We start from the raw sequence: 25,478 nt of genomic DNA on the forward strand, positions 1-25,478 counted from the left end.
GGGTGAATCAAAGTCGTGATGGGAACGACTCATGTCATTAACCATTATACTGAATATCTTCGATGACATGACAACAGCGGAACTTTGACAATTCCAGTACTGAATTTTTAGCTTCAACATAAGAAGCGTTTATAGAACTGCCTCCTGTTTTGATCGAGACGATGTCACATATTTTTGCTATGGCTCCGAAGTGTCATGCTTTCGCTTTCGGGCCTCTTCCCGGATCGCCCGTCGATTCGCTTTTGTCATAGGAACGTTCACCCGAACCTGCGTCTGGGTGGATGTCAGTGGTTGAACAACCAACGTAACTGTGTCTTCTGGTGGGTAACCCATACGAGTTAGGAGTTCGACCAGGTCTTCTTCGAATCTTTTGCGCCACAAGTCCTCGTAGGTTCGTTGGCTAAAGGCTATGATCTCATCGGCAGGTACATTGTTCAGTGATTCGAGCTTAAACCACTCCTCTCCGAGCTTGACTTCTGGTTGGGATTCTTGCCATCGCACTCCGGCGAAGGGAGATATCTTCGGATAGCCTTCACTGGTAAGGTGAGAGGAGTTTGAAGTAATCGCCATGTTGATCATGTAAACCAGGAACAGCATGATGACCACAATAGTAAACAAGCCAATGGCTATTTTGGCCGGAGAAGTGCAAGACGTTGGAAGTCTGTCTTGTGCAAAGGGCAGTCCAGGCAAGCTGACACGATCATCTACGCCTTCACCGTTCGTTTCATCTCGGAGGCTTGTAATCAAGGTCAATAGTTCCTGTCGTCTTGGTTCTAGCTGCAAATGTACGTATCTTTTATTTAGATAATAGATGAAAGAATATAATGCGAATAAAAAGATGGAGAGCCCGATGAAGAACATCAGAGCAGCCAACCAGCCTTCAGATCGTGACTCCCAGGAAACTTGGGCAAAAAATGCCATGATTGAAATGCTGGGGGGGAGCAAATACCACCAGAAGACATTGCGGAGCAACCAGATTTGATCCTCTACCTCGGTTACTGAGCGTTTCACGCAAATAAGGAGTGGTTCATCCGGTTGACTGGGCTTTTGCTTGTGCCGCATTCGATATACCAACATGAACCCGGCCATCCAAACGAGAACCGGGACTGTCAAATACCATGTCCATGGCGAAGATGTCACAGCTCCCAGGTAGAACCATAACGGAATCATGAGCAATGCGATCCCTATTTCACAAAAATCGCGCCAGAAGATCGCAGATCGGAAACTTATCTGGTCACGCTGTGCTTCTTTGCGTAGTAAATCGGCATCAATGATGACACGTGTCTGCGACGAATGCGCCTGCCAGGCTTGCTGATAATCATCAGGATTCATATGGCTATCAGGGTTCATGTGACTGGCCTTTCATCAGTTCGTTTAAAACTTTTTTTGCCCGATTCAATTTCACACCCACATTGTTTTCAGAGATGCCTAATACTTCGGCCATCTCTCGATAGCTGAGTTCATCAAGGTAAAGCAGTACCAACGCCGCGTCGGTTTTCGGTAACTGGTTGATTGCTTTGTAGAGTTGTTCAACGGTATCTCGATGCTGAGCTTGCTCTGCGCTGTCAACACAGTCAGTTGCTATGGCCTGCACCTCCAGTAACGGTTGTTGTTTTGATCGTCGCGGTTTGTCCTTTCTATTCCAATTCATAGCGGTTTGTAGTGCGACTCGATAAAACCACGTTGCAGGAGCAGCCTTACGCTCGAAGTTTGGTAGGGATCGCCAAGCTTGCAGCAGAATTTCCTGAGCCAGGTCCTGACATTCCTCACTAGTGAGGGTATAAGCACGCGCAACCTTCATTACAGTGGCGCCATTCTCGTCTAGCCAGTTCAAGAATAATGACTTTTCATCATCGTTCAGCAACGCAAAATCTCCTTTCAGTAGTATTGGTAGCTCTATCAAGCGTTGACTTACAGAAAAGTCCAAAATTATATAAAAATTCCTGATTAAGAAGTGATCAAAATGGATCTGATAGCTCAGATAAGTGAATTAGTCCTTTTAAATATTTACTATCTTACTGACTACAATTTTAGAAGATCGCCCAGCTCTATTCAGGAGTGGATAGGGACAGAATGTGAATCCATCCTGCTACGAAACCTGGATTCGGTAAGCGAGAGCCTAATGCCAATTATGTTGTAATTCTCTTAATTCTCCAGCAGACATTCTCAGGTGAATCGAACTGATAAACTAGAGTTGCTATCAACATACAGTGCTTTTCTTTGATGAAGATTCGACACTAGATTAGATTGAGGGAATAGAAAATCAATTAAAATAGGTTCGTCTGAAAACATTGAAATGAATAGATATTTAAGAATCATTTTTTCAAAGTTGAAGATCTCATTTTGCGATCAAATCGTTTTATACGGGCATTCAAAATAACGGAGAGTCGGGTTCTTCGCTTTTTTTAACATATTCTTTCAGTACGATCTTTATTCAGAAAAAGTAGATCGTTAACTCTCATGGGTTCTTGTGGTATTTATCTGACCAACTCTGAAAGCGAATTCTTTGGTGCATTCTGAGTCATCACAAAATTTGAAACTCACTTAAGTGGCATTATTTATACTCTACTTTTGAGCATAATCATCTTTTACGAATATCATACTCTCTTCACACAATCTTTAAATTGCCATATTAGAATCATCAAAATTTCTTAACGAAATTAAACTCTACTCAAAGATTCTGGTGACCATATCAGAACTAAATTCAATTGTAAGAAATGCTTCTATCTGATCATGAAACGGAAGAATTATACGTTGTCATAAGACAGTCATCTCTTAGTAACCTATTTATTTAAACTTATTCAAAGAAGAGGGAACGATGAAGAATCAAAAAGGTTTTACTCTGATTGAACTCCTGGTTGTCATCGCAATTATCGCAATCTTGATTGCGTTATTGTTGCCAGCAGTCCAACAAGCTCGTGAGGCTGCTCGTCGTAGTAGTTGTAAAAATAATATGAAACAAATTGGACTGGCGTTACATAATTATCACGACGTCTTTAGTTCATTACCGCCGGGTAGTATCACTTTGCTTAATTCATCCGGAACAACTTACAATGGTCATGGTTGGACTTGGCATGCAAGTATTTTACCTTATATCGACCAAGCACCTCTTTATAATCAGATACAAGGACCTGATTCCAGTGGAATGGGCTCGGAGTCTGGTGGTTCAACCAGCACCAAGCAGCGCTTGGCGGGTAGAACAGCCATTCCTGTATTTCGCTGTCCTTCTCAGCCAGATGCCAGTCGGGGACCTCAGAAAGATTTGTATCAAACTTCAAACTACAACGGAAATATGGGAACCCTAATTGGTAGTTCTGGCGACAACTGCTACAGTGGCCCCATAACTACCGCGGCTCAAATGGCAGCACCGGGTGGGTGTATGAACGCCGACGGTGTGTTTTTCATAAGTAGTAACGTCACCTTTCGTGATGTTACTGATGGCCTCTCAAACACAATCTTTGTCAGTGAGGTCATTGATTCAGGTGGAGACGCCAACATGCTCGGTGGTGCAGGTAGCGATCGTAAATATTGCTTTTCTGGTGGGGCTGATAGCAATCCTCCGACTGAGATGACTGAGTACCTTATTGCTGCTGAAAATAATGATCCTATCAATTCATATGGTGAAGAAGCAGCGGGCAGCTATCATGTGGGGGGCGCACATTTTGTGCTTGGTGATGGTAGAGTACGATTTCTTTCAGAGAACATCGATATGGCGACTTATCGAGCGCTCAGCACAAGAGCTAAAAGAGAAACATTAGGTGAATTCTAAAATTACAACACCACAATCAAACTGCGTTGCGAAACAGCGACGCAGTTTTTTTATGAATCAGGGTTATGAAAAGGTCAGTAGAAATTATGGAAATTAAGAAAACGTTTTTTTTAATGTTTACCTATTTGGTTCTCTGTGTATGTGCCTTTGGCTGCGGCGGGCCAGCAAGTGATCAACCCGACCTGGGGTTGGTAAAAGGTGTTATCACGTTTGATGGGACACCACTTGCTAGAGCAACCGTCACCTTTCTTCCCGACTCTGGTCGCAGGGCGATTGCAACTACTGATGCAGAGGGAAAATATGAATTAATCTACATCCGGGATACTCCGGGATGTAAAATAGGCCACAATAAAGTCGCCATTACTACTTTGACCGAAGGGGAAGATGAAGTTGAACAGGAAGGTGATGATGCTCAGGTGGAGATCAAATCAGTGAAGGAGAAGATTCCTGCAAAGTATAATACCAAGACTGAACTTGAGGCAGATGTCAAAGCAGGAGAGAACACGTTTGATTTCAACCTGACTGGACTTTAATTTCAATTGTCATGCAGTAGTTCTATTTGTGATTGACGATAAAGAAATTCGAAGAAGAAAATGAGGTGAAATCTTTTCGTGGCTTTGGTAATCTGGATATGTAAATTAAATTATTTACTTAAAAATCCAGAAAAAGAGGCCAATATGCGAATGAATGTGGTTAATAAAATTGTGCTGTCAGTTTGCTGTCTATTGGCGATCCGGGCGTTTCAAATACAAAATAGCTGGGCTGATGAAGGACCAACTAACGGCTTGAGTTCATCTCAACGGACGGCTGTAGATGATGTCACTCATCGATCTGATGAATTGAAGGCAGTTAATCATGCGATCTGGAATTTCGCGGAAATCGGTTTAGAGGAAACGAAATCGTCACAGTTGCTGATTGATAAATTAAAACAAGCGGGATTTCGTGTCAAAAGTGGTGTATCTGATATGCCGACGGCTTTTGTGGCCAGTTACGGCAGTGGTAAACCGATTATCGGAATTTTAGCTGAGTATGATGCCCTTCCTGGCTTGTCTCAAAAAACAGTGGCTTATCGCGAGCCCCAGGTAGAAGGGGGAGCAGGGCATGCTTGTGGGCATAGCGGTTTGGGAACAGCTGCTTTGGGAGCGGCTCTCGCGGTTAAAAAAACGATCGATGAGCACAAGCTTAAAGGCACCGTTCGATTGTATGGTACACCGGCTGAGGAAACCGGTCTAGGCAAGGTCTATATGTTACTGGATGGGCAGTTTAAAGATCTGGATATTGCATTGCATTGGCATCCTTCTTCTAAAACGAACGTGCATTTAGGAAGTTCGAAAGCTTTGGTTTCCGTCAAATTTACATTCACCGGGCTGCCTGCACATGCTTCGGTTAGTCCGGAAAGTGGTGTGAGCGCCTTGGATGCTGTCGAGTTAATGAATACCGGTGTCAATTTTATGCGGGAGCATGTTAAAGAAGATGCGCGGATGCACTATGTGATTATTGATGGAGGTGGCCAGCCGAATGTCGTTCCGGCTAAAGCGACTGTCTGGTATTATGTGCGGGCCAATTCTCACGAAGATCTGGAGAGAAACTTTAAATGGGTGGTTGATATCGCCAAAGGTGCTGCACTGATGACGCGAACCAAACTCAAAGCATACGTCGATACAGATAATCATGAGTTGATACCCAACACGCCACTTTCAGAATTGATCCACAAAAAATTGACGGCAATTGGGCCTCCCGAATTTTCGGAAGAGGAAAAACAATTTGCACGCCGGATTCAACAGCCATTGATTGATAAATTTGGTCAGGACTTTCCTGTGGCGATTGATAACCGGATTCATTCACTACTCGAATCCAAAACTTCAACAAAAGGTTCTACCGATGTGGGAGATATCAGTTGGCATATTCCCACTGGTGGGTTGCGTACTACCTGCTTTGCGGCAGGTAATCCCGGTCATAGTTGGCAGAATGTGGCCTGTATCGGTTCTTCAATAGGTGATAAAGGAATTATCTATGCTGCCCAGGCATTAGCTGCTACAACAGTTGAACTGATGGAGAATCCAGCTCTGGTAACAGCGGCCAAAGCAGACTTTGATCAACGGATGCAAAAACGGAAATACATCACTTTGATTCCGAAAGGACAAAAGCCGCCCGTTAAAATTAAATAGTGAGTGGCAATGTCAGACAGGCCATCCATATTCTCCAATCAAGGGGACAAAAGCGAATGCTCCCAGGTTTTCCTCGGATAGTTTACCATTCTTTAGCGTAAACCGATACATCGTTTGACCAGCATGTTCTGTTCCGATGGGGATGATGATTCTACCTCCTTCCTTTAGCTGGTTGAGGTAGGGGGAGGGTAATGATTCTGCTCCCGCTGTTACAATGATGGCATCAAAGGGAGCCGCTTCTAATACCCCTAATGTACCATCGTTAGAGTAGACGTGTACATTCAAAAAACCAAGACGGCGTAACCGTTCGAATGCCTGTTGTGCTAATTCTGGTATCCGTTCGATGGTATGAACCTCGTGAGCCAGCAAAGATAAAACGGCAGCGCCGTACCCTGATCCACTACCAACTTCTAACACGCTTTCATCACCATTCAATTGAGCGGCTTCACACATAAAGGCGACGGTAAACGGTTGAGAAATCGTCTGGTTACAATCAATGGGTAAGGCACAATCGTTATAGCTAAACGTCTTTTTTTCAGGTGAAACGAATTCCTCACGAGGAACATGGCTCATTGCATCCAGGACGCGGCGATCGCTAACACCCCGAGACACGAGTTGAGTTGCCACCATTTTTTGTCGTGCTTCATTCCATTGATTCGTGTTTTGCTTATATGTTGAATTTTCCATGCTGAACGGACTCGATTAACGCATTGAATTTTAAGATTGAGCCAAACTTTCTGGGCTTTCCTTCCGAATCAAATTTCCAATTTCCGTAAATTCAGAACAGAGTAGTTCCAGAATGTCATCTAGTGAGACAACACCGATTAGCTTTCCTGCTGCATCTACAACAGGTAATCGACGAAATCCACCCGCCCGCATTTTTGAGAGTGCTATTTCAATCGAAGTTTCTTCAGTTACATTGTATGGAAATTGAGTCATGATCTCGGAGACGAGTGTTTGGATCGGATCGCGTCCTTTAGCCACAACACGGAGAGCCAGATCGCGATCTGTTATCATACCAGTGGGATGCGATTCTTCATCTAGAACGACAAGCGTTCCTACATTACGCGCATTCATTCGCTCTGCAGCGATCTGAACCGATTCGTATGCATCTACTAAATCAACTTCCCGAGTGCAAATTCGTCCAACGGTCATGGTTTTGCTCCTTAAATTCAATGTTGTTTCAAGCATTACACTGAAAATGTTAAACAAAAGCTTCAGGTCCTTGTACGAGACTTCGCGAATATTTTCACTTCGTCATGACAGTGCCCCAGATTATTTCTTCAACATAACCAGAGAAATGAGGCGTGTAAATACCTTGGGTATAGTTTATGGTCCGTGTCATGTCCTAGGGGATTTCCCCATTAAACTTTGCCTCAATTCCTGATTACTTGTGTTGAAAGAGAATTGTATTTTGATGTAATCAGGAAAAGGACTGTAAGGCTTAACTTTGTAAAGAAAGGAACTGAATATGACCTTAACTGCAGAACAACAAATGGAACATATTGGTGAAACAAAAGGATGTGCAGATCACGATCATGATGTAATACACGAACTCAGCAAGAGGTTAGATTCCCTTTGGCGTTGTGATCAATATATTGCCAATGCAAAGGGGCATTCTGAGTTGGAAGGATTTTGGAAGGATATTAAAAGTCAGGAAGAGGAGAACATCAGTCGTATGAAAGAAATTCTGGCCGACCACATTGATAAAGGGTGTTTTTAAGTAAAATTTTGATTTCATGTCGTACAAATAAATAATGAATTACATGGGAGAAAATACTCAAACTCTCATAATGATTATTAATTGCGGTTGGATGGCAAAAGAGATCGGAATATAAAAAAAGAACTTTAAAACTCATCAATTAGGATCGATGTTGGAGAATATCCTCCAATGAAAGCCATGATATTAAGTCGGAGAGTTCCTATTAGTAGTTCTCCTCTTTCACTGGTAGACGTCCCTGTTCCTGAACCTGCTCTAAACGAGATATTGATCAGTGTAAAATGTTGCGCAATTTGTCGCACTGATTTGCATGTAATTGAGGGCGATTTGCCAAAAGCGAAATCTCCTGTCATTCCTGGTCATCAAATTGTTGGGACCGTGGTGAAAGCAGGGAGGAACAGTCAACGTTTTCAAGCCGGCGATTGTGTTGGAATTGCCTGGCTTCGTAGCACCTGTGGTATATGCTCATTTTGTCAATCCGGAAGAGAGAACCTTTGTGAATCGTCTTATTTTACAGGTTATCATGCCGATGGCGGATTTGCTGAATTCGCTGTAATACATGAAGATTATGCCTATCCAATTCCTGAAACGTTCAGCCATTTCGAGGCGACTCCTTTACTTTGTGCAGGGATTATTGGTTATCGAGCTTTGCAACGGAGTGAATTAAAATCTGGTGAACGTTTGGGGATTTACGGGTTCGGTTCCAGTGCCCATGTGGTAATCCAGATTGCCTTGCATCGTGGTTGTGAAGTCTTTGTCGTGACGCGCGGAGAAAAACATCGTCAATTAGCACGTGCTATGGGCGCAGCCTGGGTGGGTGAAAGGGCGGATCAAATGCCTGTCAAAGTGCACTCTGCCATTGTTTTCGCTCCGGCAGGTGAACTGGTTCCCGTTGCATTGAAGTCTCTGGAAAAGGGAGGCACTCTCTCTTTAGCGGGAATTTATATGTCGGATATTCCTCAATTGAATTATGAGGAAACGTTGTTTTATGAACGAAACCTGCGATCAGTTACAGCGAATACGCGACTGGACGGACAAGCACTTCTACAGGAAGCGGCCCAAATTCCAATACGACCTCATATTACAACTTATCCCTTGCAGGATGCTAACCAGGCATTAATGGATTTAAAAAATGATCAAATCAATGGAACGGGTGTTTTGGTAGTAGAATCGTAATTAGTCTCAGTTTCTATCGCATTTTCAGGTTGATTTACTGTGTACAAGCCTCTGAGAACGTGTCAAACTTTTAAAGAATATACTTGTCATGTTTTAAATCAGTGAATTGTTATTCTTGTTTAAGAATCCTTGTAAAATGCTGTTTAAGAATATTCGTTTCTGTTTGCAGATCTTTGTTTTGATATTCCTTTACTTGGTCCTGCCTGTCGATGCACTAGAGTCAAAGTCCGGGCAGCGTCCTAATGTGTTGTTTATCGCCATTGATGATTTACGGACTGAACTGGGATGTTATGGACTTTCCTATGTTCAGAGCCCATCGTTGGATCAATTAGCTTCAGAAGGAGTCTTATTTACGAATCACTTTGTGCAAGTTCCTACCTGCGGCGCCTCGCGCTTTGCTTTATTGACGGGACGCAGTCCGATGCAATCAGGGGTGACTCGCAGTAATCAAGCATTTTATCGTGGAAAATCAGCGCTTTCTACGAGTCAGACTAAAGGGGCGCAGACACTACCAGAACTGTTTCGTCGAAGTGGTTATCTTACAACGTGTATCGGAAAAATTTCACATACGGCCGACGGTCGTGTCTTTGAATATAATGGAAGCGGGGATGGCCGTATTGAGTTACCCTATGCTTGGGATAAGCTGGCTACTCCCTTTGGTTCCTGGAAAAGAGGCTGGGGAATATTTTTTGCTTATGCGAATGGCCAGAGCCGCGAAGATGGAAGCGGAATTCGTGACTTGATGGAATTCAACGTTGAGCATGATGAAGATCTTCCTGATGGTTTACTCGCTCGACAGGCAATCCAGGAACTAAGAGCAATGAAACAACAGCAGAAGCCTTTCTTTATGGGGCTTGGTTTTTTCAAACCACATCTTCCATTCGTCGCACCCAAAAAAGATTGGGAGGCGATGTCTCGTGTGAATATTCCACCTGCACCTCATCCGGAAAAGATCAGTTCTGCCTACTGGCACAAGAGTGGTGAATTTTACAATTACAATATGGAATTTAAAAAAACACGCCCTTTGGCTGAACCGGCACGCCTTAAAACACGACGTGCTTACTTGGCATGTGTGCGTTATGTTGATCGACAAGTGGGTAAGGTACTCAGGGAATTGGATGAATTGGGACTCAGTGAGAACACAATTGTAGTTGTCTGGGGGGATCATGGATGGTTTCTGGGAGATTCCGCACTCTGGGCCAAGCATGCCCCATTTGAACGTGCTTTGAAAAGTACATTGATGGTTCGTGCGCCTGGAGTTTCTCAGGCGGGGTTGAAATCAGCGGCATTAGTCGAAAGCATTGATCTCTATCCAACACTTATTGAGCTTTGTCAGCCTACCTTTCAGAAGACTCAATATCCATTGGATGGTCTTAGTTTGAAACCGATCCTGACCGGATCTAAAACAACGGTACGCGATGCTTCGTTAAGCTATTGGAATTCAGCGATTAGCGTGCGTACAAAAACACATCGCTTAATCACCACTACCAAAAATGGGAAGCCAACAAAAAATGAGCTTTATGATGTTTCAAAAACTCCCGACCCGATTGAGAATCTCGCAGACGAACAGCCAACTACTGTTGAAAGGTTATTAAAATTCATTCCTGCTAAGAAATAAACTATTTGTCCCCGAAGTGGGTTTTTAGATATGGTTCAATTGCAATAAGCTGGCAGAGGTCTTGGTCATGGATTTACATTAAATGCGTTTTCATCCACGTTAAATACTCGCTAGCGTATGCATTCAGATTATCGAGACTACCCCCACCTCGGATGGGAGAACACATTTCGTAAGTTGCGGTTCCGTTGAACCCACCCTCTTTTAACCCGTGAAAAAAAGCAGAATAATCAATAAAACCGGTGCCAAATTTGACTGCGCGAACCATATCTGGTTGTTGTCTTTGATAATTGATTAACTCTGGTTGGTATGCAAAGCGGGGCATTTTGATGTAATCAGCACTGGTTGTGATTGCTGTATAAGGAGCCATTTTACGCGCCGCTTCGAACAGGTTTTCATTTCGCAGAGCAGGGGACCAGGCATCAAAGCCGAGTTTACAGTTTGGGCGGTCAATATCATGGAACAGTTCCAGGAGGGCATCCGAGTGAACTCCGACATCGTGGTGGTTTTGGACAGCAATCGTGACATCGGATGTAGCAGCACGGTCGCAACATTCCTGAATAGCGGAGACCACCTGACTCCACAGAACGTGAGGCATTTGTAATCCAGCATCGTAAGCGGTAAAGAGACGCACTATAGATGCTCCAAGTTGTTGTGCAAGATGAACCAGCTGTTGCACATACTGTATTTGCATTTCCAGAAAAGGAACTTCGGCGGCACCCGTTCCAGAAAAGTCGGTATAGCCACCAATGATTGAACATTTTATTTGATGCTCATGGAGCGCACCTTGAATCGACTCGATTTCTTCGGGGGTGAAATCGAGTGGAGATAGATGAGGCCGCTTACCCATTAACATTACCGAATCATAGCCCAACTGAGCCGCTTGCGTGATGAAGTCATTCACACTCAATGTATGTTGACCCCAGAAGCCGGCATAGCTTACAGAAAAGAGACATAGTTTCATGTTCTGGCTCCTTCAGTGAATTCGAATCGATTCACGATTTCAACTATCCTAGTTCTTTTCCAACAGCTTCCGCAACTTTGCGACAGGCTTGCATTGTTTCTGCGAACGCTTGTGGTGTGAGAGATTGGGCGCCATCACTCATTGCGCGAGAGGGATCAGGGTGTACCTCGAGAATCAATCCATCGCAGCCTGCCGCAATTGCAGCAGCACACATTGGGGGAACAAGACTTGCGATACCGGTACCATGGCTTGGATCGATAACAACCGGTAAGTGGGTACGTTCATGTAAGTAGGGTACGGTTGCCAGGGGAAGTGTGAAACGAGTATGAGTTTCGAAGGTGCGAACCCCACGTTCACAAAGAATGACCTGTTTGTTTCCTTGATCAAGAATATATTCAGCGGCAAGCAGAAACTCTTCGATTGATGCTGATGGGCCTCGTTTTAACAGGACAGGGAGTCTAGTTTCACCGACTGCTTGCAAAAGATGATAGTTTTGCATATTACGGGCACCGATCTGCAGTACATCCGCATATTGACTAAGCATTTCAACATGATGGGGCGTCATGACTTCAGTAACAACAGCCAACCCCGTTTCTTCTCTCGCCAGGGCTAAAAGTTTCAAGCCTTCTTCTTTCATTCCCTGAAAAGAGTAAGGACTGGTTCGTGGTTTGAAAGCTCCCCCACGCAGTCCTGTCGCTCCTGCCGCTTTTACCTGATGAGCGACTTGCAGAATTTGTTCTTCACTTTCGACAGAACAGGGACCAGCAATCACTCCCACATGAGAGCCACCGATCTTCAGATTTCGAGTTGAGACAATCGTAGGTTCTGGTTTCGTTTCTTTACTGGCTACTTTATAAGGGGCGACGATCGGAACGACCTTTTCTACTTCTTCGCACGATTCGAGTTCCGTTTGATGTCTGTCCCGTTTTACGCCAGCCGCTGCGATGACGGTGCGTTCTTCGCCAACGATCACATGAGCTTTCAAACCCATTTCTTCGACACGCCTGACCATTGCCTGTACCATTTCTTCGGTGGCATGCGGTTTCATTACTACAATCATGACATTGACTCTTTTCTATTTCAGTTTCAGGGAATAAAAAAAGCCCTGTAACCAGCAAGGTTACAGGGCCAATCGAATTTTATGTTTGTTCAACTGCTATGAACGGTATATTTTCGATCGGTCAGGTAACCTGATGTGGTAAACCAATAGCCAAAAAAGTGCCAAGGTGAGTAAAAACTCAACTGCACAAAATTAAAGCTAAAAGTACCAGACCGATGTATCACGGAGAAACTCCAAAACAATTAAAAATATCAAATTCTAGAAAGATCTTTCTACATAAGAATGATAATACTCTCGTCTACTGACTCAAGTCAACAGACATTCTGAAAAGAATTTTGATGCGTTTTTATTGTCAGGATGAAGATTCGTTGGACTTTCGTTTTCTCAGTTTGGAAAAACTAACCGATTGATTGTTCAGGGGTAAATGAGATTTCTTAGAGCTTTTGTCGAAGTTTGAGTTTAGAGACGTAGGCTCATGTATATCAGTTTTTAACGAAGAATCAAATAAGAAAGAACTAAATTTATCGGGTAAATTATCCAGAGTCGTTTCCGGGTGAATTCCACTCCGTTCCAGTCGAAGTTGATGAATTGATTTCATGCTAGAAGAGTGATTGAAGCATTCAGAGGGGTAGAATGCCATAATAGCTCCCAGCATCAATTCCCATTGATTTCCTATTTTGCTCGAGTGGCTACCTGGAAAAGAGATCCGTAACCCCGCAGTAATCAAATCCCAGATTTGTATCGGATGATTGGCATTCAGATTTGTTGACTGGTCCTCGCCAAAATCTTGGGAGCGGGCACCATCATGAGCGAATTCTTCAAGTCCAAATCTTAATACGAGCTGTCCCAGCAGCAGGTCTGTCCAGCGTTCGATAGAGCGTCTCGTGCGGTTGATTCGTTTTAAGGTCTCCAGACTCAAGTACTTCTCTGATACTAGAAGAATCAAAGCCAATCGTTTGACATCAAGAGATGCCAGAAAAAGATTTCTGGCAATTGGCTCTGCCTGACATTGATTTCGTCTCTTATCGGCAGCGGTTAGAATAGCAGTAGCAACTCGAATCAGCATTTCTTCGGCAAAGAATTCCGTGAGAATAACTTCCAGTTCTTTTTCAGAGATTTCAGTATGATAATTCTCGCTGGTCAAGGGAGTGAAGTCTTTGCGTCTTTGCTTTAGGTGTTCCTGGCCATGAAACCAGAAGTCATAGAGCGCCGTCGGAGGGAACGGTCTTGTACCTTCTACCAGTGAAAGGCTTTGTGATGCAATTAAGGCAGTGACTTCGGCAGTTAATTGTGAGTTCAAGACGATACCATTTTGCTTAAAGAATTCAAAAACTGATGACTCTGAAATTACGAAGATTTCAAAGCATTCGCAGAATCACTAAACGCAAAAAAAGTACCAGTCGATTTCTGAATAAAGCCTTGTCTGTTAAATCGTTCCCATACAGGGATTTATGATGGAATTTCTGTAACACTAAATGTGCATTTTGGTGAATTAAACCATCGGTATGTTGATAAAAATCAACATACGCTCACTTTCGAGGAGCCGTTTTATCAATTTCTTGTTTGGTGAGCTTACGTAATTTAATGTTTTTTAAAGCGGCTGTTGTAGAAAACGAAGTAATTCCAAATGGTTTCGAAAGCTCTACTTCATGGCGAATTGTAATTTTACGATCTTTCAAATTTTGATCAATGATTCGTTTTCCATCTAACCAGGCTTGAATTTTATGATCAGTGACTTGCAGACGAATTTTATACCATTGTTTCTTTTTGAATGTTTGAAAGCTAGTCGTGCTATTTTGAGAAGCATCGTCTCCATCGATACTGGAAAGACCACAAAGACTGCCTCCCCACCCACCTAAAATGAGAGAACAAGGATCTTTTTTTACGGGAAATGTAAGCCCGCAAAAGAAATCATTTCCGTCAACACGCATGGCTTCCAATTCCACTTCGTAATTTGTAAGAGGCAGTTTTTTTGTGTCGGTTATCGTGACACCAGTCAGATCGACTCCCATTTCCAGAATCAGATTTCCATTCTGAACATGTACTTCTCCTTCACCACCAAATTGTGGGACTTTCCATCCATGCAGGTTTTTCCCATTAAACAGAGAAATCCACTTTTGAGCCTTCTTCTTTTTTGAGTCTGGAGATTTTTTCGTTTGAGTCGTTTTCGATTTAGCATTTTGGCCGGTTTGATTATCTGCAGAAACTGACGCTGTACTGACCGTAAAAATAGTTACAAGCATTAGAACGTAAATCTTTATGAAATGAATTCGGGACATGCAAAATGGGAGCGTACTGTGTTCATTCATGGAAGGCCTGTTATTTAAAAAGAGTTAGCTGTACTGGGTTTAGAATCTATACTATTAGAAACAAACTTCGATTCGAACGGGAAGTGAAAAAAGTAATATTATTTGGATTATAACGAATTCAGGGTTTTATTAAACACAGTAGTGAATATCCCGATTCGTAAATTAAAAATGAACGAATCAGTTCTCGTTTCTGAGCTAAGTTTTAATAGGTACCAATATTATAATTTTTTTCTACAGATTTTAACTGACTGGCCTGTATGTTAGAAAGCGCAGGATACCGTTGTCGTACATTATTGCATCAATCGTTGAAGTATTTACGAATAACGTAGCCCATGGTGTGTCCAGCATGAGCGTTGTGGCAATCGCCGTCGTTTGCCTGCTGCAATACGTGGTTTATTCGTGGAAGATGAATGCAATTCATAAGGAGAATGAAGAGTATCAACGGAATATTTCTGCAGTTGAAGAAGAACTAAATGAAGTTCAGTCTGATCGCGCAATGACGCTGATTGAGAATCACATTCTGAGAGAATTTGTTACTCAGTCAGAATTTGATCAAGCCATCGAATTACTCTTAAAACGGTATGTCCCTTCTTTGCGTGAGGGTTTTGGGATTTACCTTGATGAAGTGGGAGGACAATTCAAGCTAAGGGAATCCCGAGGTATTACGAAGGATTCAAAAGCGATTTACGAAATCGATGAGCATCTTCTAAAAAAATTGCACACAGAAAACATTATTATTTTGCGTGGGAAGACACTACGCGAATCAAAAATCTATGCTTGTATTCATGATCAAGATAAGCCTCGAGTTCAAAAACTCATTCTGATGGCCGTCTATGAAAATGATAATTTATCCGGAATATTCCTGACGACAGATCTCTATCCCAAGGGAGTTGATGAACAACAGCAGATCAAGCTGGCCAAACGGCTGTTAATCTGCGTTTCTCGGAACATTGTAAAGAATCAGGATTTTGAGAATCACCGTTTTGAATTACGAGTTACCAGAGAGCAACTTGAATTACGCTCGTTGGCTGATCAACAATTTAAAACTCCTGTCAAAATGTTGGAGGAGTTTTTAGATCGATTACGTCAATTTACTGACTCTGGTAGAGCAGGTTTATTCCTGTCTACTCCCGAAGAAGAAGAGGGCTGTAAAGCTATTGTTCAATGTGGAATTACACTTCAGACAGGGGTCAAATTACGTTGGCGAGAGCATGAAATCAAATTAGTTCAGATTGGATTAACTTCGGGAGAGAATACATCACTTTCTGGAGATCAACTGGATAAACATGGAATTCGCTCGCTGATTGGGTCTAGTCTCGTCTCTCCGCTTGTTACAAATCGAAAGCGAATTGGTGCAATCTGTTTGTCGCGACAAGATAGTCAACCCTATGATGAAAGATCGCTTCGATTGATTTCCTGGGCCTCTCAATTCCTTTCAAATACGCTACTCAAAGTACTCAGCCATGCTACGATTGAGCGACAGGCCAAACAGGATGGCTTGACAGGATTAGTCAACCGGCGGTCGTTTGATGAGTTTATTGAAGATGAATTTAACCGTGCTCAAAGTATGCAAATGGCATGTTCGTTGGTCTTGATTGATTTAGATCATTTCAAAGCAGTCAACGATACTCACGGTCATCAAGCGGGAGATGAAGTTCTCAGGCGGGTAGCGCAAATTCTGAAAGATCGTATCAGTGAAATACGATCTTCAGATAACGTCATTGCAGCAAGATATGGTGGGGAAGAATTGGCGATTCTTTTACCCGACATTGGTTTGGCTGGTACTGAACGAATAGCAGAAGTGATCCGCCATTCAATTGAATCTGCAGTAATCGAATTCAATGAAACACGGATCCCTGTTACTGCCAGTATTGGAATTTCGACTTATAGTCAACATGCAATGGAGAATGTCGAATCATTAGTTGCCGCTGCTGACAATGCCCTGTATCAGGCCAAAGCAGAAGGCCGAAATCGAGTTTGCAGCTTGACCTCATCTACTGTGTGATAGTTTCTTCAAAACTTACGCTATTAGACTTGTTTACAGACTTCCTCTCGTAAACAATGCATGGCTGCTTTTGCTAAACTAAATTGGAATGCTTTGTGGATATTCGTATATCGCTAACGGATATTATAATACTTCCAACTTAAATTCGAAGAACATATTTCCGACGGCAGCTCTTCAATTAGATCTTCATTATTTTATGTCTACAAACTCCTCCCATCAGTCTGAATTAGCCTCTCCTAAAGGGCGGGTTGTCGCTGTGATGCCAGCCTATAATGCAGCCAGTACTTTGGAAAGAACAGTCGCTGATATTCCCACAGGTTCTGTTGATGAAATTGTGCTCGTTGATGATTGCAGTAGCGACAATACGGTAGAAGTAGCGAAGAGGCTGGGATTAACGGTCATTCAACATGAGCGAAATACTGGCTATGGCGGAAACCAGAAGACTTGTTATCGCTACGCGTTAGAAGCAGGTGCAGATTATGTGGTGATGATTCACCCAGATTATCAATATGACAGCCGCGTAGTGACCATTGCCGTTGAACTAATTCGATTAGGAATTTCCGACGTTATCCTGGGATCACGAATTCGAACCAGGGCAGAAGCGTTGGAAGGTGGAATGCCACTTTATAAATATATTGCAAATCGGATACTTACAATTATTGAGAACATGGCTTTAGGGCAGAACTTAGGAGATTTTCACAGTGGATTTCGCGCTTATCGTCGCGAGGTCTTGGAAAAGATTCCTTTTGAAAAGAACTCAGATGACTTTGTGTTTGATAGTCAATTTCTCGCTCAGACGGTTCGATTTGGATTTAAGTTAGGTGACATTCCGGTACCAGTTCGATATTTTGAAGAAGCCTCCAGTATCAATTTCAAGCGCAGTGCCCGCTATGGTTTGCTGACATTGGGAGTGCTAGTTCAATATTGGGGAAACCGACTGGGTATTTTGAAGTCAGAAATATTCTCTGGGAACAATCAGTATCTAGTTGACTGAGATTGCGACGAGCAAACTAACATAAGCTGTCTATTTATTTTGCTCGCTTTGTTTGGCATCGTAGTCTTTCCAGAAAAGTTCTGCTGCTTTTACGTTGTCAAAAGATGTTCCGATACCTTGAATTGACTCGCTTTCGCGAATGATATCCAGGCCCTTTGTAATTTGGGAGGGAGTGAAAATCAGGCGTTGTAACGGCATGCCTTTGAGTGGAGTTAGATCGGTGACGGCTGAGTTGGCCAGGTTCAATCGTAGCAGCTGAATTCCTTTGATAGGGCTTAAATCTGTGACTTTCGTATCCTGAATATCCAGGCTTTCCAGCAACATTCCTTTGAGAGGAGTGATATCTGTGATTTGAGTCTTAGGAATCCATAATGTTTTGAGTGGCAGGGTGTTAATAATACTGAGATTTTTGACTTTTGTACCAAAGAGATTTAGTTGATTGATGGGCATTTCTTCTAATGGAGAAATATCGGACACCGGGGCGTGCTCTAACCGTAAGATTTGTAAAGGCATCCCTTTCAGTGGCTCCAGGTCGCTGACATACGTTCCTTCAAGAAAGAGTTGTTGCAGCTTCATCCCCTTGAGAGGACTCAAATCAGATACAGGGCAATTGGTAAGATCCAGATATTCTAATTTCAATCCTTTGAGCGCGGTGATATCTTCCACATTCGTTTTGTGAAGGTTTATCGAGATAATCTCTCCTTTCAACTTTCCAAATTCGGCGTTTCCCTTGTAGTCTGGATTATCTTTTAGCAGAAGCTCATGAATGTCTTCTTCAGTCAGAATTGCAGGTCCTTCTGGTGCTGTGGGAATAGGTGGGTCTTCTCGAACAGGAATCGTTGTAACTTCTTCATTGGAATTCTCAGTATTGCAACCTGACGAAATGAGGAGTACCGGAAGGAAACAAGCAAAGAGACCAAAAAAACTGAAATTGTGAAAGTTCATAGCTGTGAGTGCTTTCTGAGTCGGGATAATCAATTTTAGAAAGTTTATTTGGTTTAGACTGAATCTATGAGCATTGTAGCGTTGCTAGAGTCTACGGGCCAATAGTAATTGAATGTGGGCAGTTTCGCGATCCTTAGATGAGACCAGTGCTAGTGGATCAGCTTCAGTTTGTGTTCATCGAACGTGAGCCCAAAGCCTGGTTGATCTGAGAGTTCAATCATCCCATTTTCTATTGATGGTTGTCCTTCAACCCATGTCATCCAGGGACGCCCCGTCTCGGCCAAAGGATTGGGATCAAGGGCTGCAATAGCATGCAGGGCCCAGATTTCAGATCCTCGATGGGGACAAACACGTAATTCAGCCGCTGTTGACATTTTGTAGATTTTGATCAATTCCGTCAAACCTCCACACCAGCAAACATCAGGTTGTAAGACAGAGTGTAGTTTTTGTTCAATTAAAGGCCCAAATGCTGCCGCTGTAAATTCATGTTCGCCTCCTGCAATGGGAACGGCTGACATTTCTTTGAGAATTCCATAACCACTCAAATCGTCCGGAGACAGTGGTTCCTCTATCCATTCTATATTGAATGCTGCAATTTGTTTTGAAATGGCTATTGTAGAATCAACATCCCACTTCATCCATGCATCAACCATTAAGAGTCGGTCTGTTCCGATCAGTGACCGTGCCTGTTCGATGGCTGAAATCATAGTTTCCTGTTGATCTGGAGCTGCAATCTTTCCAAGATGTAGTTTATAACCTGCGTGTTCGGCTACAGGCGATAAATCCTGAAAATCCCAAACGGTATGGTATGTCGGAATTTTTTCACCCGGATTTCCTCCCATCAAAGAAACGATTGGTAGTTTTTGGGATTTTCCATGAAGATCCCACAAGGCTAGATCAACACCACTAATGGCCATTACCGCAATTCCCTTGCGACCGAAAGCCAAAGTTGCTTGGTACATTTCATTCCAAAGCTGAGGAATTTCCTCCGGATTTCTTCCAATCAGCAGGTCTCTTAATACAGTTTTTACAACATGAATTCCTGCCAGACCGCCTCCACCAACTCCATAGCCAGTCAACCCGGCATCGGTATCTATAGCTACAAGAATTTGCCCTAAGGTTGTCCTCCAGTCTGAAGGTGAGCTTTTTCCAATGGGTTGTATCGCACGAACGTCTGTGATTTTCATGGGAGATACTTTACATAGTCATGAAGAAGTCTGCAGCAAATACTTTCAAATCAGACATATGTATTTTGTCAAGTGTTGGAAGAAACCGCGATGACACTCAAGAATTGTGCTACTTGAACCAAAACGTAAAGTATTTAGTTACCTTCAGCAACTTTCTGGTTCGGAGGCTTAACTTGACCGGGGGCGACTCGAAAGTTTTTAGGGAGATTTTTTTTCAACCAGTTATCCATGGACTTAGTGGTTTCTGCAGGAATTTTTGGAGCTGGTCCTGGTTGAAGTATTGTAGCAACGGGCTTAATGATTTGCTTGTAAGCATCATTAACTACCGTTTGATTGACTTGTTTTTTGAATAAACCATTATTTTGATTGGCGAATTCAGGTTTGAAAGCCAGATAAACATTCCAAAAGCAGCGTTTCCAGAAGCGGGCATTATTATTTTGATTATACGCGGCGACCATTTTGCGGGTTAGATCTACGATTGAATACGTGATCAGTTTGATATCAGAGTTCGCTTTGAGTGGTAGTTTACCAAGATTATAGGCTGCAGCCGAACGAACTCCCCAAGTGCGCTTCGGATCGCTCATGGTTTTCAATAAAGCATTCACAACAATAGGGCGTCGTGCCAAATTGTCTGTAATATTCAACGAACCCAATGCATCGACCAGGCTTCGTTGATACCAGGAATGTTCTTTTTGTGATTGTTCTAGTTCAGGAATGATCGCCTCTACGATTTTGATTCGCAAGGCATTCGTGGGGTCACCCATTCTTCCAATGCGACCCAGGCCATTTGCAGCGATAATTTTCAATTCAACGGGTTGAGTTTTTGAACTGATGATTTTTACCAGTGGAGCATAAGCCAGAGTGTAAGCAGTTCGTTTTACTTTCTTGCGCCTGTCTTCATCTTTCAGGTCCAACTGTGACAGTAAGACGACGGCATTGAAACGAACGAGACGGTGATTATTAAACAGGTCTTCAGCACGCTTCGTCAACTCTGCCAGGTAAAGTTCTCTCGCTTGACTGTTGCCTGAGACACGGCCAGAAAACTGAATGTCACGTAGAATATTTAACCGGAGCTTTTTAAGATCCGTTTTTTCTGCGGGCTTATGTGGATTCTGTTTCATTGTCATCAGGTAAAGTTCGTAGCGGGCTCCTTCGGCGATAAGTTTCTTATCTGCATTGCCACTGATTTTTCCGCTACGAAGCAAATCGTCGAATTTTCTCAATTTTGTTTTGCGAAAGTTTACCGCCTCTTCAATCGTCATTAATTCCTTAATTTTATCAAGAGCGTCATCCTTGGGTGGAGCAGCTGGATTTGCGTTTGGTTGATCAGCAACCGGTTTAGCGGGAGGAGCGGGTTGTTGGCCGAGAAGCGACGAATTGGACGAAAAAAGCAACCCAACCACCAGCAGAGAAAACCCTGCAGGCCTGGCAATCAGTGTTCCAACTCGTGAAATGACCTGAGACGAGCATATGGATTGTCGCACGGAAAGTTCCTTCATTCAACGTTCTGCTCGAACCCCGTTTCTATATCGAAAACGTCTGGGGTACTCTCGACTACAATAGGGAGCTTAACATTCAAGAAAAATATTACACTAATAAGGCAAAAAACTCTATGGCAGTCGATTAGATTTCCTGTGATTAAATACCGACCACAATACTAGTTCCGAACGATGCGGAATGAGGAGATGATATACTAATAATAATACGATAAATATCAGGCTGTTACCAATTAAATATGCCAATTTATATCAGCAGATACAAGGAATTACTCCTGAATTCACATTTGATATAAGAAAATCTTCATTACTCTAATGATAATTGTCTCAGTCAATCTTAATATTTTCAGATATTGTTTATCTTAAGTTATCGCCTTACCTTACGAACTGTCAAGAATTATCTGATTTAACTGACTGGTTTTCACTTTAGAATCGCTTTTGGATACTATGTTCGAGCGAAGAATTGTAAAAGATTGGTACTTTTCATTAAGAAATTTCTTTTTGCAGTGCTCTGCTTTTGAGAAACAAATATGTTGTTGGAATGTTCAGTTTAAACTGAATCTTTTATTCCTTTTATACGGGACAATCAATTTGTATCAGCATAGAAGTTGATTATTTCAAGCTCAAATGGGTTTTTCATGACTGTTTTTTTTCAGAGTCATTTTTTTTTGCAGCATGAGACAGGTAACCATCCTGAATGTTCGGATCGTTTAAAAAACATTTTCGACCTTCTCTCAACAGAAAAAATATCGGATCTAATAAGAATTGATAATCAAAGAAACGCAACTATCCAGGAAATACAGCTTGTACATTCTCCAGAATACTTGAATGAGATAAAGCAGTTCTGTACTGAAGGGGGAGGCAGGATCGAGTCAGATACTATTGTTTCATCACACTCTTACGAAGTTGCATGTCATGCAGCGGGCTGCGCACTTGAAGCCGTAAAGCAAGTTCTTGAGGGGCAAACACAAAGAGCATTTTGTGCAATTCGACCACCGGGTCATCATGCATTGGTAGATCAGGCAATGGGTTTTTGTTTGTTGAACAACGTTGCTATCGCAGCGCGGCATGCTATAGAACAATATCAGTTGCGTCGGGTTCTTATTATTGATTGGGATGTCCATCACGGTAATGGAACACAGGATATTTTCTATGAAGATGAAAACGTTCATTTCTTTTCCGTCCACCGTGCTCCATTTTATCCTGGCACTGGTGCAGCAAATGAAACAGGGGTAGGCAAGGGACTGGGTACAATCTGGAACCTGCCTCTTTCTTTTGGAGTTTCTCGAGATGACTATTTCTCTCGATTTGAGCGCATGTTAATTGATGCTGCCCAGAGATGTCGTCCGGAATTGATTCTGATCAGTGCAGGCTTTGACGCGCATCGCGAGGACCCGGTTGGCTCACTGGGATTAGAAAGCGATGATTTTGGAGAATTAACCAGGATTGTTTTGAATACAGCGAATGAATACTGTGAAGGAAGAGTAGTCAGTTTACTGGAAGGAGGCTACAACCCTCAAAAGTTAGCAGAGTCAACCGTCAGTCATCTAACAGTATTAAGCGATGCGTAACGAGATAGAGATTACTTCTGGTAAATGGGTAGGTAACCATTATCCAATTGAAGTATGGTCGCATTAATCGCAGTAGTATAAACGGGACCAACATGGCCTTCCATCCAGGCTCCAGAGGCTGATTGTTTGCGGATGATTTGCTGGCCAATATCCTTAATATACTTTTCCCAATTTTTGGTATCTCCTCGGTACATCACCTGAGCATAGTAAAAGTGCGCGTAATGCCAGTGACCAAAATACCGATTCGTACTACCACCGGGCCAAATGTTCTTTCGACTGTATTCTAACATATTTTTCAGTTGATCAGAGTCATATTCGCCAGCATTAAATAAGGCAGCACAAGCAGCAGCAGTGATGGCAGGTCTTGCTCCACCACCACGAATACTATATTGAACGCCACCTTCTGGAGTAGTGCAGTCGGCAATATATTTTTTCGCACGATCAATAATTTTTTTATCGACCGGGATACCCGCATTGCGACAGGCTCTTAATCCCTGGACTTGTGTTATACAGGTTGAGCCTTCGTCAAAATCGTTCCCATCTTTCGCTGAAACATAGCCCCAACCGCCGCGAGTCGTTTGCGCGCTGGCACAGAAGCCGACTGCTTTCATCAGTGCTGTTTTCAATTCTTTTCGTCGCACTGAGTCTTCTTCTTCTCCATAAACTTGCGACAAAAAGACCATCGAATAACCATGACCATAGGTGTAATGATAGTCGTTCTTATAGCCAATTAATCCATTTGGCTGGCTCATTTCAAGAAGATAATCTACCGCGTTTTTAATGTTTTTTGCATATTTTCCACGCGTTGTTGTAGAGCCTTCTGCCAAAAGTGCATTCCCGGCCAGTGCGGTCATGGCAACGCGGTACTGACCGCCATTCGCTTCCCAGTATCCCTGTCGACGTTGTTCTCTTGCCAGGTATTCTAAAGCATTGGTGATTGCTTTTTGAACTTTCGGGTCCCGATTTTTAGCAGACAAGATCCCTGCGTCAGAGAGGCATAGCCAACCGAATACCAAAAGAAAAGTCAGAACTTTTTGCATGAGGTTTTCCCTCTCTCAATAAGAATCAATTCTTAAAAAACGATAAGAATTGATTTGAAGAAGTTCTGAATTGTGAGCAGTCATTACTGAGCATCAGAAATCTTCAAGAAAAATTACTTGTCAGTCCATTCGACAGGTTGTGGTTCAATATCGTCTTTAGGTCTGTTACCGGCATCGGCTCGACCACTTCCTTCCAGGCGGCTTATAACACGGACAGTCATATCATGGTCGCAAAGAATTTGACAACTTAATCGGCAATCAGATACTTCACGGGCTTCAAGAGTGTTTTTCTCGGCTACGGTCATTTGACCTGGCTCACCTTCAACGAACTCAACTCGACATGTCGTACAGCGACTTGCTCCACCACAAGCATGTAATTGATCAATATGGGCATCATCGGTTAAGGCTAGTACGAGTCGCTTACCTGCTTCCACATCAAACTCTCCTACATTTTCCACAGTCAGTTTTGGCATTGTTCCCTCAAATTTAAGTTCAGTGAAAGGTCTTAAAACTTTTAATCGAGATATATGGTACCATCATCGATTCCTGAATATTGTATACGGCTATCAGTAAAGTGACTATGGCAAATTATTTAAGTGGGCATCACAAATTCACGTTCTGGGTGAGAAACCGTTAGTACAGGGCAAGGCGATTTTCGAACCACTTTTTCCGCAACACTTCCCAGTAGCATGTGTTTGATGCCGGTACGACCATGAGTTCCAATGACAATCAAGTCGATTTCTGCTTTATTTGCATAACGTATAATTTCCAGAAACGCGGGACCTACTCGAACTTCACGTACGACCTTGATTTCTTCCATTCCAGGAAAATCAGGCATTTCTTCCAATTGTTTTTGTGCTAAATGCTGCATATCGGCAACCAGATCATTCATGGACGTTCCCATCATGTTTGGTTCCGGGAACATAGCAACCGCGTCCTGGACTACATTGAGCAGGTGTAACTCAGCACCAAATTGTTTCGCAAACTCGCAACCATATACCAGAGCTTGTTCGCCAAATTCACTGAAGTCAGTGGGGATGAGAATTTTTTTCATATTTATCATGTGTGCACTCCCGACTTTTAAAACGATATAAAATCCATCTCTTTATTGTAGTAAAAACCAGATTTCATTCCGATTCCTTGACCCTTGACTTCTCCAACAATTGTAGAGATATCTGGACTGCGTTTTGATAACAATCATTCAAAAATGAATAATCGATAAATTTTAACTGATTACTGTTTTGATAAAAATCTTCAAAGCCGTTTTTTTAGTGATATTCCCTATCAGGCGAGCAGCTACAAATACTACGACCGTTAGAGGCTGAAAAACAGAATTATCAATCACGACACTTGCATTTATGAGAAATCGTTTTAGCAAGAATAAACGGATGGTTGTTGAACTTATTCTAACTGATTCATCGCTTTCATATATTACAGAGCGGCAGAATTGACCGATTTT

The 25,478-nt window shown here is 42.7% G+C and carries 23 protein-coding genes; 9 read left to right on the forward strand and 14 right to left on the reverse strand.

Going from position 1 to position 25,478, the window contains the following annotated elements; all coding sequences use genetic code 11:
• Window positions 1-177: 177 nt before the first annotated feature.
• Entirely contained in the window at window positions 178-1,350 is a 1,173-nt protein-coding gene (locus tag V144x_RS10560) for a hypothetical protein (RefSeq protein WP_144985131.1), read from the reverse strand.
• The gene (locus V144x_RS10565; protein ID WP_197998961.1) at window positions 1,340-1,864 is read right to left on the reverse strand and encodes an RNA polymerase sigma factor; all 525 of its coding nucleotides are present in this window, start codon (window positions 1,862-1,864) and stop codon (window positions 1,340-1,342) included. The genes V144x_RS10560 and V144x_RS10565 overlap by 11 nt, the downstream gene beginning before the upstream one ends.
• 954 nt (window positions 1,865-2,818) lie before the next feature.
• On the opposite strand from V144x_RS10565, the gene V144x_RS10570 reads away from it, so the two are divergent.
• From V144x_RS10570 to V144x_RS10580, 3 genes are all read left to right on the forward strand, one after another.
• Window positions 2,819-3,769, forward strand: a complete 951-nt coding sequence (locus V144x_RS10570) for a DUF1559 domain-containing protein (RefSeq protein ID WP_144985132.1) — start codon at window positions 2,819-2,821, stop codon at window positions 3,767-3,769.
• 65 nt (window positions 3,770-3,834) lie between these two features.
• The gene (locus tag V144x_RS10575) at window positions 3,835-4,302 is read left to right on the forward strand and encodes a transthyretin-like family protein (RefSeq protein WP_144985133.1); all 468 of its coding nucleotides are present in this window, start codon (window positions 3,835-3,837) and stop codon (window positions 4,300-4,302) included.
• A gap of 144 nt (window positions 4,303-4,446) precedes the next feature.
• A complete protein-coding gene (locus V144x_RS10580) occupies window positions 4,447-5,937 on the forward strand; it encodes an amidohydrolase (protein ID WP_144985134.1) in 1,491 nt (496 codons plus the stop codon).
• 12 nt (window positions 5,938-5,949) lie between these two features.
• Here the strand turns inward: V144x_RS10580 and V144x_RS10585 are convergent, their stop codons facing one another.
• Both V144x_RS10585 and V144x_RS10590 read right to left on the reverse strand, forming a co-directional pair.
• Window positions 5,950-6,624, reverse strand: a complete 675-nt coding sequence (locus V144x_RS10585) for a protein-L-isoaspartate(D-aspartate) O-methyltransferase (protein ID WP_144985135.1) — start codon at window positions 6,622-6,624, stop codon at window positions 5,950-5,952.
• 30 nt (window positions 6,625-6,654) lie between these two features.
• Window positions 6,655-7,092, reverse strand: a complete 438-nt coding sequence (locus tag V144x_RS10590; RefSeq protein ID WP_197998862.1) for a CBS domain-containing protein — start codon at window positions 7,090-7,092, stop codon at window positions 6,655-6,657.
• A gap of 316 nt (window positions 7,093-7,408) precedes the next feature.
• On the opposite strand from V144x_RS10590, the gene V144x_RS10595 reads away from it, so the two are divergent.
• From V144x_RS10595 to V144x_RS10605, 3 genes are all read left to right on the forward strand, one after another.
• Complete coding sequence (locus tag V144x_RS10595; protein ID WP_144985137.1) at window positions 7,409-7,660, forward strand: hypothetical protein; 252 nt, start codon at window positions 7,409-7,411, stop codon at window positions 7,658-7,660.
• 168 nt (window positions 7,661-7,828) lie between these two features.
• Window positions 7,829-8,833: a zinc-dependent alcohol dehydrogenase family protein gene (locus tag V144x_RS10600; RefSeq protein ID WP_144985138.1), complete on the forward strand. Its 1,005-nt coding sequence runs from the start codon at window positions 7,829-7,831 to the stop codon at window positions 8,831-8,833.
• Window positions 8,834-8,969: 136 nt separating this feature from the next.
• Window positions 8,970-10,451 (forward strand): sulfatase, encoded by a 1,482-nt coding sequence (locus V144x_RS10605; protein ID WP_144985139.1) that lies wholly within the window; start codon window positions 8,970-8,972, stop codon window positions 10,449-10,451.
• A 73-nt stretch (window positions 10,452-10,524) separates the two neighbouring features.
• On the opposite strand, the gene V144x_RS10610 is transcribed toward V144x_RS10605, so the two are convergent.
• From V144x_RS10610 to V144x_RS10625, 4 genes are all read right to left on the reverse strand, one after another.
• On the reverse strand, window positions 10,525-11,412 hold the full coding sequence (locus V144x_RS10610; protein ID WP_144985140.1) for a sugar phosphate isomerase/epimerase family protein: 888 nt from the start codon (window positions 11,410-11,412) through the stop codon (window positions 10,525-10,527).
• A gap of 43 nt (window positions 11,413-11,455) precedes the next feature.
• Complete coding sequence (aroF, locus tag V144x_RS10615; protein WP_144985141.1) at window positions 11,456-12,472, reverse strand: 3-deoxy-7-phosphoheptulonate synthase; 1,017 nt, start codon at window positions 12,470-12,472, stop codon at window positions 11,456-11,458.
• 352 nt (window positions 12,473-12,824) lie between these two features.
• Window positions 12,825-13,772, reverse strand: coding sequence for a hypothetical protein (locus tag V144x_RS10620; protein ID WP_144985142.1), 948 nt, complete (start codon window positions 13,770-13,772; stop codon window positions 12,825-12,827).
• Window positions 13,773-14,001: 229 nt separating this feature from the next.
• Entirely contained in the window at window positions 14,002-14,715 is a 714-nt protein-coding gene (locus V144x_RS10625) for a 3-keto-disaccharide hydrolase (RefSeq protein WP_232102781.1), read from the reverse strand.
• 412 nt (window positions 14,716-15,127) lie between these two features.
• Here V144x_RS10625 and V144x_RS10630 point away from each other — a divergent pair, with 412 nt between their 5' ends.
• Together V144x_RS10630 and V144x_RS10635 are read left to right on the forward strand one after the other, a co-directional pair.
• Window positions 15,128-16,786, forward strand: coding sequence for a sensor domain-containing diguanylate cyclase (locus tag V144x_RS10630; protein WP_144985144.1), 1,659 nt, complete (start codon window positions 15,128-15,130; stop codon window positions 16,784-16,786).
• A 196-nt stretch (window positions 16,787-16,982) separates the two neighbouring features.
• Window positions 16,983-17,780: a glycosyltransferase family 2 protein gene (locus V144x_RS10635; protein WP_232102782.1), complete on the forward strand. Its 798-nt coding sequence runs from the start codon at window positions 16,983-16,985 to the stop codon at window positions 17,778-17,780.
• A gap of 30 nt (window positions 17,781-17,810) precedes the next feature.
• Here V144x_RS10635 and V144x_RS10640 read toward each other — a convergent pair whose 3' ends face one another.
• The 3 genes from V144x_RS10640 to V144x_RS10650 all read right to left on the reverse strand — a co-directional run bounded on the left by V144x_RS10640 (window position 17,811) and on the right by V144x_RS10650 (window position 21,396).
• Entirely contained in the window at window positions 17,811-18,725 is a 915-nt protein-coding gene (locus tag V144x_RS10640) for a leucine-rich repeat domain-containing protein (protein ID WP_144985145.1), read from the reverse strand.
• Between the two features lie 149 nt (window positions 18,726-18,874).
• Window positions 18,875-19,912: a mandelate racemase/muconate lactonizing enzyme family protein gene (locus tag V144x_RS10645; RefSeq protein WP_144985146.1), complete on the reverse strand. Its 1,038-nt coding sequence runs from the start codon at window positions 19,910-19,912 to the stop codon at window positions 18,875-18,877.
• 134 nt (window positions 19,913-20,046) lie between these two features.
• Window positions 20,047-21,396, reverse strand: a complete 1,350-nt coding sequence (locus V144x_RS10650; RefSeq protein ID WP_144985147.1) for a HEAT repeat domain-containing protein — start codon at window positions 21,394-21,396, stop codon at window positions 20,047-20,049.
• 650 nt (window positions 21,397-22,046) lie between these two features.
• Between V144x_RS10650 and V144x_RS10655 the strand changes: the two genes are divergently transcribed.
• Window positions 22,047-22,979, forward strand: coding sequence for a histone deacetylase family protein (locus tag V144x_RS10655; protein ID WP_144985148.1), 933 nt, complete (start codon window positions 22,047-22,049; stop codon window positions 22,977-22,979).
• Between the two features lie 11 nt (window positions 22,980-22,990).
• On the opposite strand, the gene V144x_RS10660 is transcribed toward V144x_RS10655, so the two are convergent.
• The 3 genes from V144x_RS10660 to V144x_RS10670 all read right to left on the reverse strand — a co-directional run bounded on the left by V144x_RS10660 (window position 22,991) and on the right by V144x_RS10670 (window position 25,082).
• On the reverse strand, window positions 22,991-24,019 hold the full coding sequence (locus tag V144x_RS10660) for a prenyltransferase/squalene oxidase repeat-containing protein (RefSeq protein WP_144985149.1): 1,029 nt from the start codon (window positions 24,017-24,019) through the stop codon (window positions 22,991-22,993).
• 113 nt (window positions 24,020-24,132) lie between these two features.
• Entirely contained in the window at window positions 24,133-24,492 is a 360-nt protein-coding gene (locus tag V144x_RS10665; RefSeq protein WP_144985150.1) for a 2Fe-2S iron-sulfur cluster-binding protein, read from the reverse strand.
• A gap of 119 nt (window positions 24,493-24,611) precedes the next feature.
• The gene (locus tag V144x_RS10670; protein ID WP_144985151.1) at window positions 24,612-25,082 is read right to left on the reverse strand and encodes a universal stress protein; all 471 of its coding nucleotides are present in this window, start codon (window positions 25,080-25,082) and stop codon (window positions 24,612-24,614) included.
• Window positions 25,083-25,478: the final 396 nt, after the last annotated feature.

The sequence above is a fragment of the Gimesia aquarii genome (assembly GCF_007748195.1).
Classification (GTDB): domain Bacteria; phylum Planctomycetota; class Planctomycetia; order Planctomycetales; family Planctomycetaceae; genus Gimesia; species Gimesia aquarii.